Consider the following 15,933-nt stretch of genomic DNA (forward strand, 5'->3'; position numbering starts at 1 on the left):
TGGTCACCGAGCGGCCGGTTTCACTCCCACTCGATCGTCGCCGGCGGCTTGCCGGAGATGTCGTAGACCACGCGCGAGACGCCGCGCAGTTCGTTGATGATGCGGTTGGACACGGTGCCGAGGAAGTCGTACGGCAGGTGCGCCCAGTGCGCGGTCATGAAGTCGATGGTCTCCACCGCACGCAGCGCGATCACCCACTCGTAGGCGCGCGCGTCGCCGACCACGCCCACCGACTTCACCGGCAGGAACACCGCGAACGCCTGGCTGGTCTTGTCGTACAGGTCGGCCTTGCGCAGTTCGTCGATGAAGATCGCGTCGGCCTTGGCCAGCAGTTCGGCGTACTCGCGCTTCACTTCGCCGAGGATGCGCACGCCCAGGCCCGGGCCCGGGAACGGGTGGCGGTAGACCATGGTGCGCGGCAGACCCAGCTCCACGCCCAGCCGCCGCACCTCGTCCTTGAACAGCTCGCGCAGCGGCTCGACCAGGCCCAGCTTCATGTGCTCGGGCAGGCCGCCGACGTTGTGGTGGCTCTTGATCACGTGCGCCTTGCCGGTCTTGCTGCCGGCCGACTCGATCACGTCCGGATAGATCGTGCCCTGCGCCAGCCACTTGGCGTTGGCCAGCCTGCCGGCCTGCTCGTCGAAGATCTCGACGAACAGGTTGCCGATGATCTTGCGCTTGGCCTCCGGGTCGCCGACCCCGGCGAGCGCGGCGAAGTAGCGCTCGGCCGCGTCGACGCGGATCACCTTGACCCCCATATGCTCGGCGAACATCGCCATCACCTGGTCGCCTTCCTGCCAGCGCAGCAGGCCGGTGTCGACGAACACGCAGGTCAGCTTGTCGCCGATCGCCTTGTGCAGCAGCGCCGCGACCACCGACGAATCGACGCCGCCGGACAGGCCCAGGATCACCTCGTCGTCGCCGACCTGCGCGCGCACGCGCGCGATCTGGTCGTCGATGATGTTGGCCGCGGTCCACAGCGTCTGGCAGCCGCACACGTCGACCACGAAACGGCGCAGCAGGGTCTGACCCTGCAGCGTGTGGGTGACTTCCGGATGGAACTGCACGCCGTACCAGCGCTTGTCCTCGTTGGCCATCGCCGCCACCGGTATGCGGTCGGTCACGGCGGTGATGGTGAAGCCCGGCGGCGCCTTGGACACGTGGTCGCCGTGGCTCATCCACACGTTCAGGCGCGCGGCGCCGGCGTGGTCGGTCAAGCCCGAGAACAGCGCGTCGGGCGCGACGACCTCGACCTCGGCATGGCCGAACTCGCGCTGGTCGGCCGCCTCGGTGGCGCCGCCCAGCTGCGCGGCCAGGGTCTGCATGCCGTAGCAGATGCCGAAGATCGGCAGCCCGCTGTCGAACACCTGCTGCGGCGCTTTCGGCGCATCGGCCTGGGTGGTCGATTCCGGCCCGCCGGACAGGATGATGCCCTTGGCGCCGAAACCTTCGATCTGCGCCGGATCGTGGTCCCAGGCCCAGATCTCGCAATAGACCCCGAGCTCGCGGATGCGGCGGGCGATCAGCTGCGTGTACTGCGCGCCGAAATCGAGGATCAGGATCTTGTCGGTGTGGATGTTTGGCATCGGGACTCGGGACTCGGGACCCGGGACTCGGGATCCCGCGATCCGGTGGCGATTGACGATGAAGAAACGGCGAGGAGGAATCGCTTCCTCCGTCGCCGCTCAACTGCTGTGCCGAGTCCCGAGTCCCGAGTCCCGTGTCCCGGCATTTAGCCCATGCGGTAGTTCGGCGGTTCCTTGGTGATCTGCACGTCGTGGACGTGGCTCTCGCGCTGGCCGGCGCCGGTGATCTTCACGAACTTCGGCTTGGTGCGCATCTCTTCGATGGTCGCGCAGCCCACGTAGCCCATCGTCGCGCGCAGGCCGCCGATCAGCTGGTGGACGATGCCGCTCAGCGGGCCGCGGTACGGCACGCGGCCTTCGATGCCCTCGGGCACCAGCTTGTCGGCGTCCGAGGCGTCCTGGAAGTAGCGGTCCTTGCTGCCCTTCTCCATCGCCGCCAGCGAGCCCATGCCGCGGTAGCTCTTGTAGCTGCGGCCCTGGAACAGCTCCACTTCGCCCGGGGCTTCCTCGGTGCCGGCGAACAGGCCGCCGATCATCACCGTGGAGGCGCCGGCGACCAGCGCCTTGCCGATGTCGCCGGAATAGCGGATGCCGCCGTCGGCGATCAGCGGGATGCGGTCCTGCAGCGCCTCGGCCACCATGTCCACCGCGGTGATCTGCGGCACGCCGACGCCGGCGACCACGCGCGTGGTGCAGATCGAGCCCGGGCCTACGCCGACCTTGACCGCGTCGGCGCCGGCGTCCATCAGCGCCAGCGCGGCATCGCCGGTGACGATGTTGCCGCCGATCACCTGCAGTTGCGGGAAGCGTTGCTTGGCCCAGGCCACGCGGTCGATCACGCCCTGCGAATGGCCGTGCGCAGTGTCGACGATGATCACGTCCACGCCGGCCGAGGCCAGCGCCTCGATGCGTTGCTCGGTGTCGCCACCGACGCCGACCGCCGCGCCGACCAGCAGGCGCGTGGCGCTGTCCTTGGCCGCGTTGGGATTGTCGGTCTTCTTCTGGATGTCCTTGACCGTGATCAGGCCGCGCAGCTCGAAGCTGTCGTTGACCACCATCACCTTCTCGATGCGGTGCTTGTGCAGCAGCTTGAGCACTTCGTCGGCGCCGGCGCCTTCCTTGACCGTGATCAGCCGATCCTTCTTGGTCATGATGTGGCGCACCGGATCGTCCAGCTCGGTCTCGAAGCGCATGTCGCGATGGGTGACGATGCCGACCAGCTGGCCGCCGTCCACCACCGGCACGCCGGAGATGTTGCGCGCCTGGGTGATCGCGAGCACTTCGCGGATCGTGGTCTCCGGGCCCACCGTGATCGGGTCGCGGATCACGCCGGACTCGAACTTCTTGACCTTGGCCACCTCGGCGGCCTGCTGCTCCACGCTCAGGTTCTTGTGGATGATGCCGATGCCGCCCAGCTGCGCCATGGCGATGGCCAGGCGGGCTTCGGTGACGGTATCCATCGCCGCCGACAGGATTGGCAGTTTCAGCCGCAGCGAGCGGGTCAGCCGGGTTTCCAGGCTGACGTCCTTGGGCAGGACGATCGAATGGGCGGGGACGAGCGAAACGTCGTCGTAGGTTAGAGCTTCAGCCTGGATGCGCAGCATCGGCGGACCCGAATGTGGGGAAGCGCGGCATTTTAACCGGAAATGGGGGGCGGAGGCTAATGGGGAAGAAGCCGGGACCGGGGACCAGGGACCGGGGACCCGAAGAACGTCTCTCGGTAAAGCCACATGTATCGGCCGCCGACGCCTCAGTTCGGCTTTGCTTTTACCGGGTCCCTGGTCCCCGGTCCCCGGTCCCGGCAGCCCCAGCCGCATCGGCCGCCTCGATCGTGTTCTGCATCAGCGTGGCCACGGTCATCGGCCCCACTCCGCCCGGCACCGGGGTGATCCAGCTGGCGCGCTGCGCGGCGGCGTCGAAGCCGACGTCGCCGACCAGGCGGCCGTCGTCCAGGCGGTTGATGCCCACGTCGATCACCACCGCGCCGGGCTTGACCCACTCGCCCGGGATCAGGCCGGGGCGGCCGACCGCGACCACCAGGATGTCGGCGTCGCGCACCCGTGCCTGCAGCACGTCGGGCGGCGTGAACTTGTGGCAGCAGCTGACGGTGCAGCCGGCGATCAGCAGTTCCAGCGCCATCGGCCGGCCGACGTGGTTGCTGACCCCGACGATGGTGGCGTTGCGCCCGCGCACCGGCTGGTCGGTGTGCCCGAGCAGGGTCACGATGCCGCGCGGCGTGCACGGACGCAGGCCGAACTCGCGCAGCGCCAGGTGGCCGACGTTCTCCGGATGGAAGCCGTCCACGTCCTTGCGCGGATCGATGCGGTGGATCAGCCGGCTGGCGTCGGGGATGCCCGGCAGCGGCAGCTGCACCAGGATGCCGTGCACCTTGGGATCGGCGTTGAGCCGGTCGATCAGGGCCAGCAGCTGGGCCTCGCTGGTGCCGGCAGGCAGGTCGTGGTCGAAGGCCTCGATGCCGACCTTCTCCGCCGCGCGGCGCTTGTTGCGCACGTACACCGCCGAGGCCGGATCGCCGCCGACCAGCACCACCGCCAGGCCCGGGCGCGGCTGCCCGGCGGCCAGGCGCGCGTCGACCCGGAGCTTGAGCCCGTCGAGCAGTTCTTCGGCGATGCGCCGCCCGTCGAGAATGCGGGCTGGAACGGACGGGACGGGCGCGGAATCGGTCATCGGGGCAAGCGGGTGTAGAGTCTTGGGACCCCATTGTCCCCGATTCCGCCATGACCGACACCACCGCCATCGAAGCGGCCGCGTTCCGCCGGCTGCTGCAGCACCTCAACCACGACCGCCGCGACGTGCAGAACATCGACCTGATGATCCTGGCCGGCTTCTGCCGCAACTGCCTGGCCGACTGGTACCGCGACGCCGCCGCGGCGCAAGGCCAGACGCTGAGCAAGGAGCAGGCGCGCGAGCGCATCTACGGCATGCCGTTCGCCGAATGGAAGGCGCAGTTCCAACAGGACGCCACGCCGGAACAGCTGGCGGCGTTCGACGCCGCGCAGCGGCGGCACGGCTGAGGATGCTGCGTTACCTGGCGGTGGCGCTGGCCATCGTGGCCGCGGCCTACCTGGCGATCTGCGCGCTGCTCTATGTCGGCCAGCGCGAGCTGATCTATTTCCCGGCCGCCACGCGGGTGCCGGCGGCGCAGACCGATTTCACCCTGGAGCGCAACCCCGGCCTGCGCCTGCGCGGCTGGCAGGTGAACCCGGGCCGCGACAAGGTGCTGCTGTACTTCGGCGGCAACGCCGAGGACCTGCGCGGCTTCCGCGCGCAGGCGGCGGCATGGCTGCCCGACCGCACCACCTACCTGCTCGCCTACCGCGGCTACGGCGCCAGCGACGGCGCGCCCGACGAGGCGGCGCTGGTCGCCGATGCGATGGCGCTGTACGACCGGGTCCGCGCCGACCACCCGCGGGCCGAGATCGCGGTGTTCGGTCGCAGCCTGGGCAGCGGCGTGGCCAGCCAGCTCGCGGCGCGGCGTCCGGTGGCGCAGCTGGTGCTGGCCACCCCGTTCGACAGCCTGGCGACCGCCGCGCAGGCACACTACCGCTGGGCGCCGGTGCGCTGGCTGCTGCGCGACCGCTACGACTCGGCCAGCGCGCTGCGCGCCTACCGCGGGCCGCTGCTGATCCTGCGCGCCGGCCGCGACCGGGTGGTGCCGCCGTCGAGCACGCAGCGCCTGCTCGAGGCCTTGCCGCAGCCGCCGACGCTGGTGACGCTGGCCCATGCCGGGCACGACGACATCAGCGCCGACCCGCGCTATGCGCAGGCGTTGCAGACGTTCCTGCGCTGAGGACGCCGTCCCTGAGGGCCGTGCAGAGAAGTACCCGTTTCCCAGGGCTGCGAAGATGCGTTGCCGTCGGGCCTACGAACGGCGCGGCAATGGACCGCGCCTGGCGCCTATCGGTCCTGTAGAGGATCCCCGCGCCGTTGCACGCGTCCCTCGCCCGCGTCGCCCGGCAGCGGACGCGCCCACGGAGCGAGCACGCGCAGCCAATGCGGGCGCCAGGCCAGGGTGAAGGCGACCAGCAGCGACGCGCCGGTCAGGGCCATCACCCAGACCAGGGCCGCCATGGAGGCATGGTCGACCGCCAGGCACAGCCCCAGCGCCACGGCCAGCCCGCACGCGCCCATCCAGCGCAACACGCGCGCCGCGCGCAGCGACGGAATCCCGCCCAGGACCTGTTGCGCGTGCGCCTGCATCGACAGCGCCAGCCAGCCCATGCCGGCCACGCTGGCGAGCAAGGCCGCCGATAGCAGGCAGGCCGCGGAGAGGGCGTCAGGCACGTGCGGGCTCCTCGGCCAGCGACCGCGGCTGCGCGACGGCGGCGCGCCGTCCCAGCCTGCGTGCGGCCACGAACGCCAGCGCGGCGCTGGACAGCAGGAACAGGTCGATGCCGGCGACCGGCCAGTAACCGGCCGCGAGCGTACGCACGAGGTGGTCGCCGGTGGTGATCCAGTTCAACGCCACCGCGGCCAGCGCAGCCGCGGCGATCGCCCAGCACTGTTCGCGCCAGGCGGGATTGGGCAGCCCCTGCGCGACCGCCGCGCTGCGCCAGGTGGCGTGCAGCAGCGCCAGCATCCAGGTCGCCCAGAACGCCCAACGCTCCCAATCGCCGCGCGCCGGCAGGTCTTCCGGCAGCAGGCGGTTGGCCAGCAGGATGCCCAGCGCCGCCAGCACCATGCCGGTCACCGTGGTCACGGCCAGCGCATCGACGATGCGCGCGCCCTGGCTGCCCTGCTTGGCATGCTGGCGCTTGCGTTTCTCGACGAAGAACACGAAGCCGGTCGCGATGCACACCGCGCCGGCCAGCCCGCCCAGCACGTAGAACCAGCGCAGCAGCCAATGGCGGAAGTGCTGCAGGTGCAGCCCGGTAAGGAACTCGCTGACCCGCCCGACCGGCGTGGTCGGCGGGTCTTCCCGGATCAGCGCGCCGGTGGAGGCCTTGAAGTGCACGCCGTCGCCGACCAGCGCGATGCGGTCGGTGCCGGCGCGGTACACGCTGACGTAGCCGTTGGCGTCGCCCACGTGCTGCAGCACCAGGAACCCGACCTCGCCGGCCTTGCCCTTGGCCTGCCAGCGGCGCTGGGCTTCGGCGACCATCGCATCCACCGGCGCCAGGCCCGCGGGCACGCCGGCGCGGTCGTGCGGCAGCCCGGTCTCGCGCGCTTCCACCTGCTCGTGCAGGTCGTGCAGGTCGTGCAGCTGGGTATGGCCGACCGGGAAGTAATAGCTGCTGGCGAAGATCACCAGCCCGGTGAAGGCGAAGAAGAAATGGAACGGCAGCGCCACCACGCCGGTGAGGTTGTGCAGGTCCAGCACGCTGCGCAGCCGCGCCTTGCCCGGACGGAAGGTGAAGAACTCGCGGAACAGCTTGCGGTGCATCACCACGCCGCTGACCAGCGCGACGAGCATCATCAGCGCCGAGAAGCCGACGATCCAGATGCCCAGGTTCTTCCAGTCCAGCGTCAGGCTGTAGTGCATCGGGTAGAAGAACTCGCTGCCGAGCTTGAGGCGGTCATCGGGCAGCGCGCGGCCATTGCGCGGATCGATGGTGCTGTAGGCCCAGATGGCTTCTTCCGGATCCTTGGCGTTGGGCACGTCGTAGCCGGCGTACAGCGCCAGCACCGGGTCGCGGTGGGTGGTGTAGGCGCTCCAGCTGACCACCGTATCGAAGCGTTCGGGCATCGCGCCGTCCACGCGCGGGCGCATCGCGTCGATGGCCTCGGGCGTCGGCCGCATCCGCTCGAACGCCGGGCGCAGCACGCGCTCGAACGAGGGCATGGGCTGCGGCTCGATGCGGGTGGCCGGGATCGCCCAGCGGTCGATCTCGCGGTCGAACACCGACAGCGCGCCGAAGAAGAACGCGGCCATGAGCACGAAGCCCAGGACCAGGCCGAACCAGGTGTGCAGCCAGGCCATGGATTGACGGAAGCTCTGGAACACGACTATCTCCGTTTCAAGGTGGGCACATTCAAGGTCGGCACATTCAAGCCAGCAACGATTGTACGTACGACGCGCCGGCAGCCATCAGCGCGCCGGCGCCCAGCAGCACCGCCCACACCCGCGCCAGGCGCCGCGCCGCGATCGCCCATAGGAACGCTACGAGATAGGCGAGCAGTCCGGCGACGGCACCCAGGAACTCGGCATCGTGGAACTCCAGGTCGGCTGCGAACAGCGCGGCGGTGACTGCGGCGACCGTTCCCCACGCGAAGGCGTAGCCGCCGAGCACCGCCGCGGCGATGCGCGAGGCCAGGCGCAGGCGCGGGGCGGCGAAGGAAGCGGAGGGTGCGGCGGTGCGGGACATGGCGTCGGCTATGGTCTGTGCGTGGGTCGGAGCGGTCAGAACCGCCAGTTCAGGCTGAGCGTGTAGTTGCGCGGCGCGCCGTAGTAGCCGCTGTAGCGCAAGGTGTTGATGTACTTCTCGTCGGCGAGGTTGTTGGCGTTGAGGCGCACCGTCGCGTTGGGCAGGAAATCCCAGGCGACGAAGCCGTTGAACACCGCATAGCTGCCCTGGCGCACGGTGAAGCCGCTGCTCTCCACGTTGGAGATGGCGCTCTGCCAGCGTCCGCCGATCCCGAAGGACAGCGCGGTGTAGCTGGGCAGGCGCGCGCTGAGCATCAGGTTGGCGGTGCGCCGCGGCACCCAGCGGTAGGTGTCGTCGCCGTCCTGGCCGGTCAGCTTCAGCGCGGTGTAGCCGAACACCACGTCCAGGTCGTCGGTGAGCTTGCCGGTCGCCTCCAGTTCCACGCCCTTGGACTCGACATCGACGCCGGTGTAGTAGAACTGGCCGAGCGCGTTGTAGCCGGCGCCGGTGGCCAGCCCGTCCTGCTCGGCCTTGAACACGGCCAGCGTGGTCAGCAGGCGCTGGTCCAGCCAGTCGGCCTTGACGCCGATTTCGTAGTTCGAACCCTTGGTCGGATCCAGGTAGCGGCCGTTCTCGTCCGATTGGCTCTGCGGCTGGTAGATGTCCGAATAGCTGGCGTAGCCGAGCACGTGTTCGTTGAAGTCGAACGTCAGCCCCGCGTACGGGCTGGTCTTGCTCTCGGTCTGGTCGAAGACCACGCCGTAGTTGACGCCGTCGCGGTGGTACTGGGCGTAGTTGACGCCGACCACGGCCTTGAGCCGGTCGCTCAGCGCCAGCCGGGTCGCGCCGTAGGCGCGCTTGAGCCGCTCGTCCAGGGTGCTGTACACGGAACTGTCGCCCCACACCGGCTCGGCGATGGCGTCGCCGGGCCAAGGGAAGCTGGGCATGGCGAGATAGCCGCAAGGCGCGGCGCCGCACATCGCCTGGGCGTATTCGCGATTGGTGTTCTCGCTCCTGGACCAGCTCACCCCCAGCATCACCTCCTGGTCGCGGCCGAACATCTGGAAATGGCCGTTGAGCGTGGCCGCGCCCAGGTCGGCGGTCAGTTCGTCCTTGCCGCCCCAGGGGTAGCCGTACAACCCCAGGTTGGTGCCCGGCTCCAGGCCGGTGCCGGCCAGGTCGGTGGCGTAGAACAGCTTGTCGTCGTTGCGGATGTCGCGGCGGTTGTAGGACAGCTTCAGCAGCCAGTCCGGGCCGAACTGGTGCATGTACTCGACGAACGCGGTCTGGGTGGTGGTGTCCCAGTAGGTCCAGTCCTGCGTGGTCGAGGCGCTGCGGCTCCATTCGGCCTGGGTGCCATCGCTGTACATGAAGCCCAGCGCGCCCCACATGTTGCCGTCGGTCTGCGCGTCCTGCCAGGAGTAGCCGAACGTTAACGTGCCGTTCTCGCCGATCTGCCCGTCGACCACGCCATAGAAGAAATCGCGCTGGTCGTCCTTGCCGCGCAGGTAGGAACCGCCTTCCTCGTGGGCGGCCACCACGCGGCCGGCCCAGGTGCCGTCGGCGGTGAACGGGGTCGAATAGTCCAGCTCTTCGCGCGTGGTGCCCCACGAGCCATAGCTGATGCCGACCGTCCCGCGCGGATCGTTGGTCGGGCGCTTGCGCACGTAGTTGATCGTGCCGGCGGCGTTGCCCACGCCGGTCAACAGGCCGTTGGCGCCGCGGATCACTTCCAGCTTCTCGTAGCCGAAGGTGTCCACCGCGCCGGTGACGATGCCCCAGCCGTTGGGCAGGCCGACGCCGTCGATCTGGGTGTTGGCGATGTCGAAGCCGCGCGCGGTGAAGGTGGTGCGGTTGGTCTCCCACTCCTCGACCTGGATGCCGGTGCTCAGGCGCAGCGCCTCGTTGAGGCTGTCGGTGCCGAACTGCTCCATCTGCTCGGCGCTGACCACGCTGATCGACTGCGGCGTGTCCTTGATGTCCAGGTCCAGGTTGGTCGCGCCGTTGCTGACCCGGCTGGCGCGCTGGGACACGACCAGCACCGCGTCCAGGTCGGTGGCCGCGGTGTCGGCGCTGCCGCCCTGCGCACCGGCCGCGGCGTCCTGCGGCGCGGCGAGCGCGGCGCTCGACAGGCAGGCCAGGCCCAGGCCGATCGCGATGGCCAGGTGGCCGCGCATGAAGGGCGACGGATGCTTATACGTATCGACGGAGTGCAGCCGACTGGAATTCTTTGAGCGCATTGGCCTGTCTGGGGACTAAGGAAGAAACGGTGAGCGCGGCTACGGCACCGGGCAGGCGGGCTTTCAGGAAGCGCGCATGGTCGGTGCCGCCGCGTGGAACACTCGATGAGTGCAATTAAGAATGATTCGCATTTTATAGGCGGGTTCAGCGGCCCGTCAATCGCTGCACTCATTCGAGACATCGCGCAGCCGCAGCCCAATCGGCGCTCAGGCTGGCGTCATGGCGCGCCGTCAGGAACCGCCTGGCCTTCGGAACCTCTCCAGCATCTGAGGTATGGCCCCTGGCCTTTCTGCCGTGGCAGGAGACCGGTCGCGGGGCCCGGGCGTTCTGCCGACCCCACAGGAACTCTTTCCGGACAGTCGAACGTCGGCCGCTTGCCGGACGAACGGAGCGCGGCGTCCCGCTGTCGGCAGCGGCCCTGCCCTACCCGTCCCGGCCCGACGGCGCGTCTTCCGGCACCGGCGCCGGATTGAGCGTGCGGCTCTCGCGCCGCGGCGGCGTGAACGGCGTCGGCTTGGGCACGGTCGGGGTGATGTTGCCGTACATCAGCACGGCGCCGGCGCGCACGTTGCCGGCGGCGATTTCCAGCTCAAAGCGTTCTGCGTCGCGGCGGCGGATCTCGCGCGCGATCGCGCCGGCTTCGTTCTCGTCCACGCCCAGCTCGACCAGCGCGGCCTGGCCGAACTCCACCGCCGACTCGAAGGTCTCGCGGATCTGGTAGTCCACCCCGGCGGCGATCAGCTGCAGCGAATGCTCGCGGTCGTAGGAGCGCACCAGCAGCTTGGCGTGCGGAAACTGCTGCGCAGCCAGTTCGACGATGCGGTTGGCGGCCTCGCGGTTGTCGACGCAGACCGCGATCGCCCGCGCCGAATGCGCGCCGGAGGCGTGCAGCACGTCGAGCCGGGTGCCGTCGCCGTAATAGATCTTGAAGCCGAACTCGGCCGCGCTCTGGATCATCTCGATGTCGTTGTCGATGATGGTCACGTCCACGTCGCGCGCCAGCAGCGACTGACTGGCGACCTGGCCGAAGCGGCCGAAGCCGATGATCAGCACGCTGCCGGACAGGCCATCGGCCTCTTCCACGCCCTCCAGCGACGGCGCTTCCACCGGCGCCCAGCGGCGGTGGGCGAGCACGAACAGCGGGGTCAGCGCCATCGACAGCACCACGATCGCGGTCAGGTTGGCGTTGACCTGCGCGTCGATGACGCCGGCGCTGCCGGCCGCGGCGAACAGCACGAACGCGAACTCGCCGCCCTGCGCCATCAGCACGCCGCGATCCAGCGCCTGCGCGTGGTGGCTGCCGGTCATCCGCGCCACCAGGTAGATGCACGCCGCCTTGGCAGCCATGAACGCGAGCACGCCGCTGACGATCAGCGTCCAGTTCGCGGCCACCACCGCCAGGTTCAGCGCCATGCCCACGCCGAGGAAGAACAGGCCGAGCAGGATGCCGCGGAACGGCTCGGTGTCCGCCTCGATCTGGTGGCGGAAGGTGGACTCGGACAGCAGCACGCCGGCCAGGAACGCGCCCATCGCCATCGACAGGCCGCCGAGCTGCATCAGCAGCGCCGCGCCCAGCACTACCAGCAGCGCGGCGGCGGTCATCACCTCGCGCGCCTTGGCCGCGGCCAGCAGGCGGAACAGCGGATTGAGCGCCCAGCGCCCGACCACCAGCAGGCCGACGATCGCCGCGGCGCCCACGCCGATGCCGACCCAGCGCGACGGCGCGTCCGGCATCGCCGGCAGCGGCGCCATCCATGCCACCACCGCCAGCAGCGGCACGATCAGCAGGTCCTCGAACAACAGGATCGCGACGATCTTCTGCCCGGCCGGCAGGGCGATGTCGCCGCGCTCGCCGAGCAGTTGCATCACCACCGCGGTGGAGGTGAGCACGAAACCGGACGCGGCGATGAACGCGACCGGCAACGGGAACCCGAGCCCCAGTCCGACCCCGGTCAGCACCGCCGCGCAGACCACGATCTGCAGCGTGCCCAGGCCGAAGATCTGCTTGCGCAGGCTCCACAGGTGCGACGGCCGCATCTCCAGCCCGATCACGAACAGGAACATCACCACGCCCAACTCGGCCACGTGCAGGATCGCCTGCGGATCGGCGAACCAGCCCAGGCCGAACGGCCCGATCGCCAGGCCCGCGGCGAGGTAGCCGAGCACCGAGCCCAGGCCAAGGCGCCGGAACACCGGCACCGCCACCACCGCGGCGCCCAGCAGGGCCACCACCTTGATCAATTGACTGCTGTCCACTGCGCTGCTCATGCGCCGATTCTACGCACAAGGCCGCGACCGCCCCACCCCGTGCGCCGGCGCGCGGCATGGTGGCGCGGCGCGCGGCGGGAGTCTCTTCGTGTTGTATGGAGGCAGGCGCGCGTCGGCTGTCGCTGCCCCTTCTCCCACCGGGAGAAGGGGCCCCGCAGGGGCGGATGAGGGTACGGGCGCAGCCTCGTGTACCCAAACCCCACAAGACGCTTCGCGCCGCACCCTCACCCCAACCCCTCTCCCGGCGGGAGAGGGGCGAGGCTGCTCCCTTCTCCCATTGGGACCATGGCCCCCTTTTCGGGGGAAGGTGCCCCGCAGGGGCGGATGAGGGTACGGGCGCAGCCTCGTGTACCCAAACCCCACGAGACGCTTCGCGCCGGACCCTCACCCCAGCCCCTCTCCCGGCGGGAGAGGGGCTTTGTTGCTTCATGGCGTTTTTGCGGCGACCGGCCGCCACTGCATGTCGCGCATAGCGGCGCCCCGGTGTTGGACTCAGATGCCCGCGCCACAGAACTGCGCGTAGTCGATATAGCCGGGGAATGCCTGCCCCGGCGCGCACACCGGGCACTGCGGATCGGCGGACAGGCGGGTTTCGCGGAAGCGCATCGCCAGCGCGTCGAAATACAGCAGCCGCCCGCGCAGCGGTTCGCCGATGTCCAGCAGCAGCTTCAGCGCCTCGTTGGCCTGCAGCAGGCCGACGATGCCGGGCAGCACGCCGAGCACGCCGGCCTCGGCGCAGCTCGGCGCGAACTCCGGCGGCGGCGGCTCCGGGAACAGGCAGCGGTAGCAGGGCGCCTGCCCGCGCCGGCGGCCGGCATCGAACACGCTGACCTGGCCTTCGAAGCGCTGCACCGCGCCGTACACCAGCGGCTTGCCGAGCTTCACGCAGGCGTCGTTGAGCAGATAGCGCGCCGGGAAGTTGTCCGAACCGTCGATCACCACGTCCACGTCCTGCAACAGGCGCTCGACGTTGGCCGAGGTCACCCGCTCCTGCACCGCCTCGACCTGCACGCCGGGGTTGAGCGCGCCCAGCGCCACGGCCGCCGAACGCACCTTGGCCTGCCCTACCCGGTCCTCGGCATGCAGGATCTGCCGCTGCAGGTTGCTGCGGTCGACCACGTCGTCGTCGGCGATGCGCAGGTGGCCCACCCCCGCCGCGGCCAGGTAGAAGCCGGCCGGCGAGCCCAATCCGCCGGCGCCGATCAACAGCACGCGCGAGGCCAGCAGGCGCCGCTGGCCGTGCACGCCGACCTCCGGCAGGCGCAGGTGGCGCGAATAGCGCTCGAAGAAGTCCTGCTCGTGCGCCGGCAGCGCCGGCCGCAGCAGCGGCAGGCCATCGCGCTGCCAGCGCGTGGTGCCGCCCATGACCGACGCCACCTGCGCGTATCCGGCCTGCTGCAGGAACGCCGCCGTGTCGTGCGAGCGCTTGCCGCTCTGGCAGATCAGGATCACCTCGCTGCCGGTGCCGGCGATATGCGCGGCCGGGTCGTCCTGCAGCTGCGCGCGGGCCACCCCGATCGCGCCCTCGGCGATGCCGCTGGCGCGCTCGTGTTCCTCGCGCACGTCGATCAGCCGCGCGCCGTGCGCGAGGCGTGCCCGGGCCTGTGCCGGCGTCAGTTCTCGGATGCTCATGCGAGCATTATCGACTCAAAGCCGCCGCACGTCCGGCGCATGTCCGGAACACTCAGTACGTGAATACCTCGACCACTTCGCCGGCCTCGAAGCGGCGCGCGCCTTCCGGCAGGCGCAGCAGCACGTCGCTGTCGGCGGCGCCGCGCAGGCGGTGCGAGCCATCGGCCGGATTCGGCTCCGCCCACAGCTGGCCGTGCTCGTCGCACTGCATGCGCCCGCGCAGGAACTCCAGGCGGTCGTGGCGCTTGTCCCAGGCCGAGGTCAGCCGCGCACGCCACTGCGGGCGCGGCTCGCGCCGCTGCTGCAGCGCGTCCAGCAGCGGCCGCCCCAGCGCCAGGAACGTCGCCAGCACCGACACCGGGTTGCCGGGCAGGCCCAGGAACAACGCGCGGTCCAGTTCGCCGAACAGCAGCGGCATGCCCGGGCGCATGCGCACCTTCCAGAAGTGGATGCGGCCACGGCGGGACAGCAGCGCCGGCAGGTAGTCCTTCTCCCCGGCCGACACCCCGCCGCAGGTCAGCACCACGTCGAACGCCGAGGCCGCATCGCACAGCATCGTCTCGATGCGCAGCGGATCGTCCGGCAGCGTCGGCCATGCGGTGGGCTCCAGGCCGAGCAGGCGCAGTTGCGCCATCAGCATGTCGCGATTGCTGTTGTAGACCTGCCCCGGCTGCAGCGGCAGGCCCGGTTCGACCAGTTCGTCGCCGGTGGCGAACACGGCCACGGTCGGCCGCGCCGACACCGCCAGCTGCGCCACGCCCAGCGCCGCCGCCAGCCCGATCCGCGGCGGCGTCAGCATCACCCCGGCTTCCAGCACGCGCTCGCCGCGGCGCACGTCCTCGCCGCGCCCGCGCACGTGGGCGCCGGCACGCTGCCCGGCCGGCACCAGCACCTGGCCGTCGCGTTCCTGCACGTTCTCCTTGATCACCACCGTATCGGCGCCCGGCGGCAACGGCGCGCCGGTGGTGATGCGCAGGCATTCGCCGGCACCGACCGCCTGCCGCAAGTCCTCTCCGGCGAACTGCTCGCCGACCAGCCGCAATGCGCTTGGCGCGTCGGCGGCCAGGTCGACATGGCGCAGCGCGAAGCCGTCCATCGCGCTGTTGGCGAACGGCGGCAGGTCGATCGGCGCGTCGACCGGCTCGAGCAGGACGCGCCGGTCGGCGCGCGGCAGCGCCAGCCGTTCGACCGGCAGCGGGCGCGAGGCGGCGACGGCGGCGACGATGGCCAGCGCGTCGGCGTAGGCGATGCGGGTGGGATAGTCGTGGGTAGCGTTCATGGCGCCGGCAGGATACCCGCTGCATGCAGATCCTGCGGCAGGTTGAGGTTGCCCAGGCGCACCCCGGGCAGGCGCACGCGCGCCATCGCCAGGTCCTGCTGCAGCGCGCGCGGCGCGTAGCGCCCGCCCGCCAGCGCCGCGGCCAGCGCCGGGCGCAGCGCCGCGACGCGATACAGCGCCACCAGCGGCTGCACGCCGTCCTCGTCCTCGGCGTAGGCGCCGGCGGCGGCCGCGCCGGCGCAGAGCGTGTCCAGCAGCGTGGCCGGCAGCTGCTGCAGGTCCACCGGCAACGTCAGCAACCACGGGGTGGCGCACGCGGCGGCCAGGGCCTCCAGGCCGGCGATGGGTCCCAGCGAGCGAGACGCGTGCGCGTCGGCGCGCAGCCGATCGGCGAGCGCGACCAGCCCCGCCGCGGCATAGCGTTCGTGGTGCCGGTTGGCGCTGACCCGCACCGCCGCCACCGAAGGCGCCAGCGCCGCCGCCAGCCGCTGCACCAGCGGCTGGCCGTCGAGCTGCAGCCAGGCCTTGTCCAGCCCGCCCAGGCGCTGCGCGCGGCCACCGGCGAGTATCCCCAGGGTCACCTCGCGCCGCGCGTCCATGG

General features: G+C 70.6%; 13 protein-coding genes. 2 read left to right on the forward strand and 11 right to left on the reverse strand.

The window, feature by feature from the left end:
* Positions 1–20 precede the first annotated feature (20 nt).
* The 3 genes from guaA to folD all read right to left on the reverse strand — a co-directional run bounded on the left by guaA (position 21) and on the right by folD (position 4,274).
* On the reverse strand, positions 21–1,586 hold the full coding sequence (gene guaA / locus JR065_RS14640; protein WP_206235009.1) for a glutamine-hydrolyzing GMP synthase: 1,566 nt from the start codon (positions 1,584–1,586) through the stop codon (positions 21–23).
* A 146-nt stretch (positions 1,587–1,732) separates the two neighbouring features.
* Positions 1,733–3,190, reverse strand: coding sequence for an IMP dehydrogenase (guaB, locus tag JR065_RS14645; protein WP_206235010.1), 1,458 nt, complete (start codon positions 3,188–3,190; stop codon positions 1,733–1,735).
* Positions 3,191–3,353: 163 nt separating this feature from the next.
* The gene (folD, locus tag JR065_RS14650; protein WP_206235012.1) at positions 3,354–4,274 is read right to left on the reverse strand and encodes a bifunctional methylenetetrahydrofolate dehydrogenase/methenyltetrahydrofolate cyclohydrolase FolD; all 921 of its coding nucleotides are present in this window, start codon (positions 4,272–4,274) and stop codon (positions 3,354–3,356) included.
* Positions 4,275–4,324: 50 nt separating this feature from the next.
* Here folD and JR065_RS14655 point away from each other — a divergent pair, with 50 nt between their 5' ends.
* Positions 4,325–4,621: a DUF1244 domain-containing protein gene (locus JR065_RS14655; RefSeq protein WP_206235013.1), complete on the forward strand. Its 297-nt coding sequence runs from the start codon at positions 4,325–4,327 to the stop codon at positions 4,619–4,621.
* 2 nt (positions 4,622–4,623) lie between these two features.
* On the forward strand, positions 4,624–5,397 hold the full coding sequence (locus JR065_RS14660) for an alpha/beta hydrolase (RefSeq protein ID WP_206235014.1): 774 nt from the start codon (positions 4,624–4,626) through the stop codon (positions 5,395–5,397).
* Positions 5,398–5,504: 107 nt separating this feature from the next.
* Here the strand turns inward: JR065_RS14660 and JR065_RS14665 are convergent, their stop codons facing one another.
* The 8 genes from JR065_RS14665 to mobA form a co-directional block, all read right to left on the reverse strand.
* Complete coding sequence (locus JR065_RS14665) at positions 5,505–5,891, reverse strand: DUF3325 domain-containing protein (protein WP_343237276.1); 387 nt, start codon at positions 5,889–5,891, stop codon at positions 5,505–5,507.
* The gene (locus JR065_RS14670; protein ID WP_206235015.1) at positions 5,884–7,551 is read right to left on the reverse strand and encodes a PepSY domain-containing protein; all 1,668 of its coding nucleotides are present in this window, start codon (positions 7,549–7,551) and stop codon (positions 5,884–5,886) included. The genes JR065_RS14665 and JR065_RS14670 overlap by 8 nt, the downstream gene beginning before the upstream one ends.
* Positions 7,552–7,594: 43 nt before the next feature.
* Positions 7,595–7,912 carry an iron uptake protein gene (locus tag JR065_RS14675; RefSeq protein ID WP_206235016.1) on the reverse strand — a complete coding sequence of 106 codons (318 nt, stop codon included), beginning with the start codon at positions 7,910–7,912 and terminating at the stop codon, positions 7,595–7,597.
* 35 nt (positions 7,913–7,947) lie between these two features.
* Positions 7,948–10,089: a TonB-dependent siderophore receptor gene (locus tag JR065_RS14680; RefSeq protein ID WP_206235017.1), complete on the reverse strand. Its 2,142-nt coding sequence runs from the start codon at positions 10,087–10,089 to the stop codon at positions 7,948–7,950.
* Positions 10,090–10,576: 487 nt separating this feature from the next.
* Entirely contained in the window at positions 10,577–12,421 is a 1,845-nt protein-coding gene (locus JR065_RS14685; protein WP_206235018.1) for a monovalent cation:proton antiporter-2 (CPA2) family protein, read from the reverse strand.
* Between the two features lie 492 nt (positions 12,422–12,913).
* The gene (gene moeB / locus JR065_RS14690; RefSeq protein WP_206235019.1) at positions 12,914–14,053 is read right to left on the reverse strand and encodes a molybdopterin-synthase adenylyltransferase MoeB; all 1,140 of its coding nucleotides are present in this window, start codon (positions 14,051–14,053) and stop codon (positions 12,914–12,916) included.
* A gap of 52 nt (positions 14,054–14,105) precedes the next feature.
* A complete protein-coding gene (locus JR065_RS14695) occupies positions 14,106–15,332 on the reverse strand; it encodes a molybdopterin molybdotransferase MoeA (RefSeq protein WP_206235020.1) in 1,227 nt (408 codons plus the stop codon).
* Positions 15,329–15,931, reverse strand: a complete 603-nt coding sequence (gene mobA / locus JR065_RS14700) for a molybdenum cofactor guanylyltransferase (protein WP_206235021.1) — start codon at positions 15,929–15,931, stop codon at positions 15,329–15,331. The genes JR065_RS14695 and mobA overlap by 4 nt, the downstream gene beginning before the upstream one ends.
* Positions 15,932–15,933 lie beyond the last annotated feature (2 nt).

Source organism: Xanthomonas sp., assembly GCF_017163755.1.
Lineage (GTDB): Bacteria > Pseudomonadota > Gammaproteobacteria > Xanthomonadales > Xanthomonadaceae > Xanthomonas_A.

Coding starts and splice junctions, on each gene's coding strand:
- guaA (WP_206235009.1), bottom strand. CDS start 1,586: ATGCCAAACATCCACACCGACAAGATCCTGATCCTCGATTTCGGCGCG.
- guaB (WP_206235010.1), bottom strand. CDS start 3,190: ATGCTGCGCATCCAGGCTGAAGCTCTAACCTACGACGACGTTTCGCTC.
- folD (WP_206235012.1), bottom strand. CDS start 4,274: ATGACCGATTCCGCGCCCGTCCCGTCCGTTCCAGCCCGCATTCTCGAC.
- JR065_RS14655 (WP_206235013.1), top strand. CDS start 4,325: ATGACCGACACCACCGCCATCGAAGCGGCCGCGTTCCGCCGGCTGCTG.
- JR065_RS14660 (WP_206235014.1), top strand. CDS start 4,624: ATGCTGCGTTACCTGGCGGTGGCGCTGGCCATCGTGGCCGCGGCCTAC.
- JR065_RS14675 (WP_206235016.1), bottom strand. CDS start 7,912: ATGTCCCGCACCGCCGCACCCTCCGCTTCCTTCGCCGCCCCGCGCCTG.
- JR065_RS14680 (WP_206235017.1), bottom strand. CDS start 10,089: ATGCGCGGCCACCTGGCCATCGCGATCGGCCTGGGCCTGGCCTGCCTG.
- JR065_RS14685 (WP_206235018.1), bottom strand. CDS start 12,421: ATGAGCAGCGCAGTGGACAGCAGTCAATTGATCAAGGTGGTGGCCCTG.
- moeB (WP_206235019.1), bottom strand. CDS start 14,053: ATGAGCATCCGAGAACTGACGCCGGCACAGGCCCGGGCACGCCTCGCG.
- JR065_RS14695 (WP_206235020.1), bottom strand. CDS start 15,332: ATGAACGCTACCCACGACTATCCCACCCGCATCGCCTACGCCGACGCG.
- mobA (WP_206235021.1), bottom strand. CDS start 15,931: ATGGACGCGCGGCGCGAGGTGACCCTGGGGATACTCGCCGGTGGCCGC.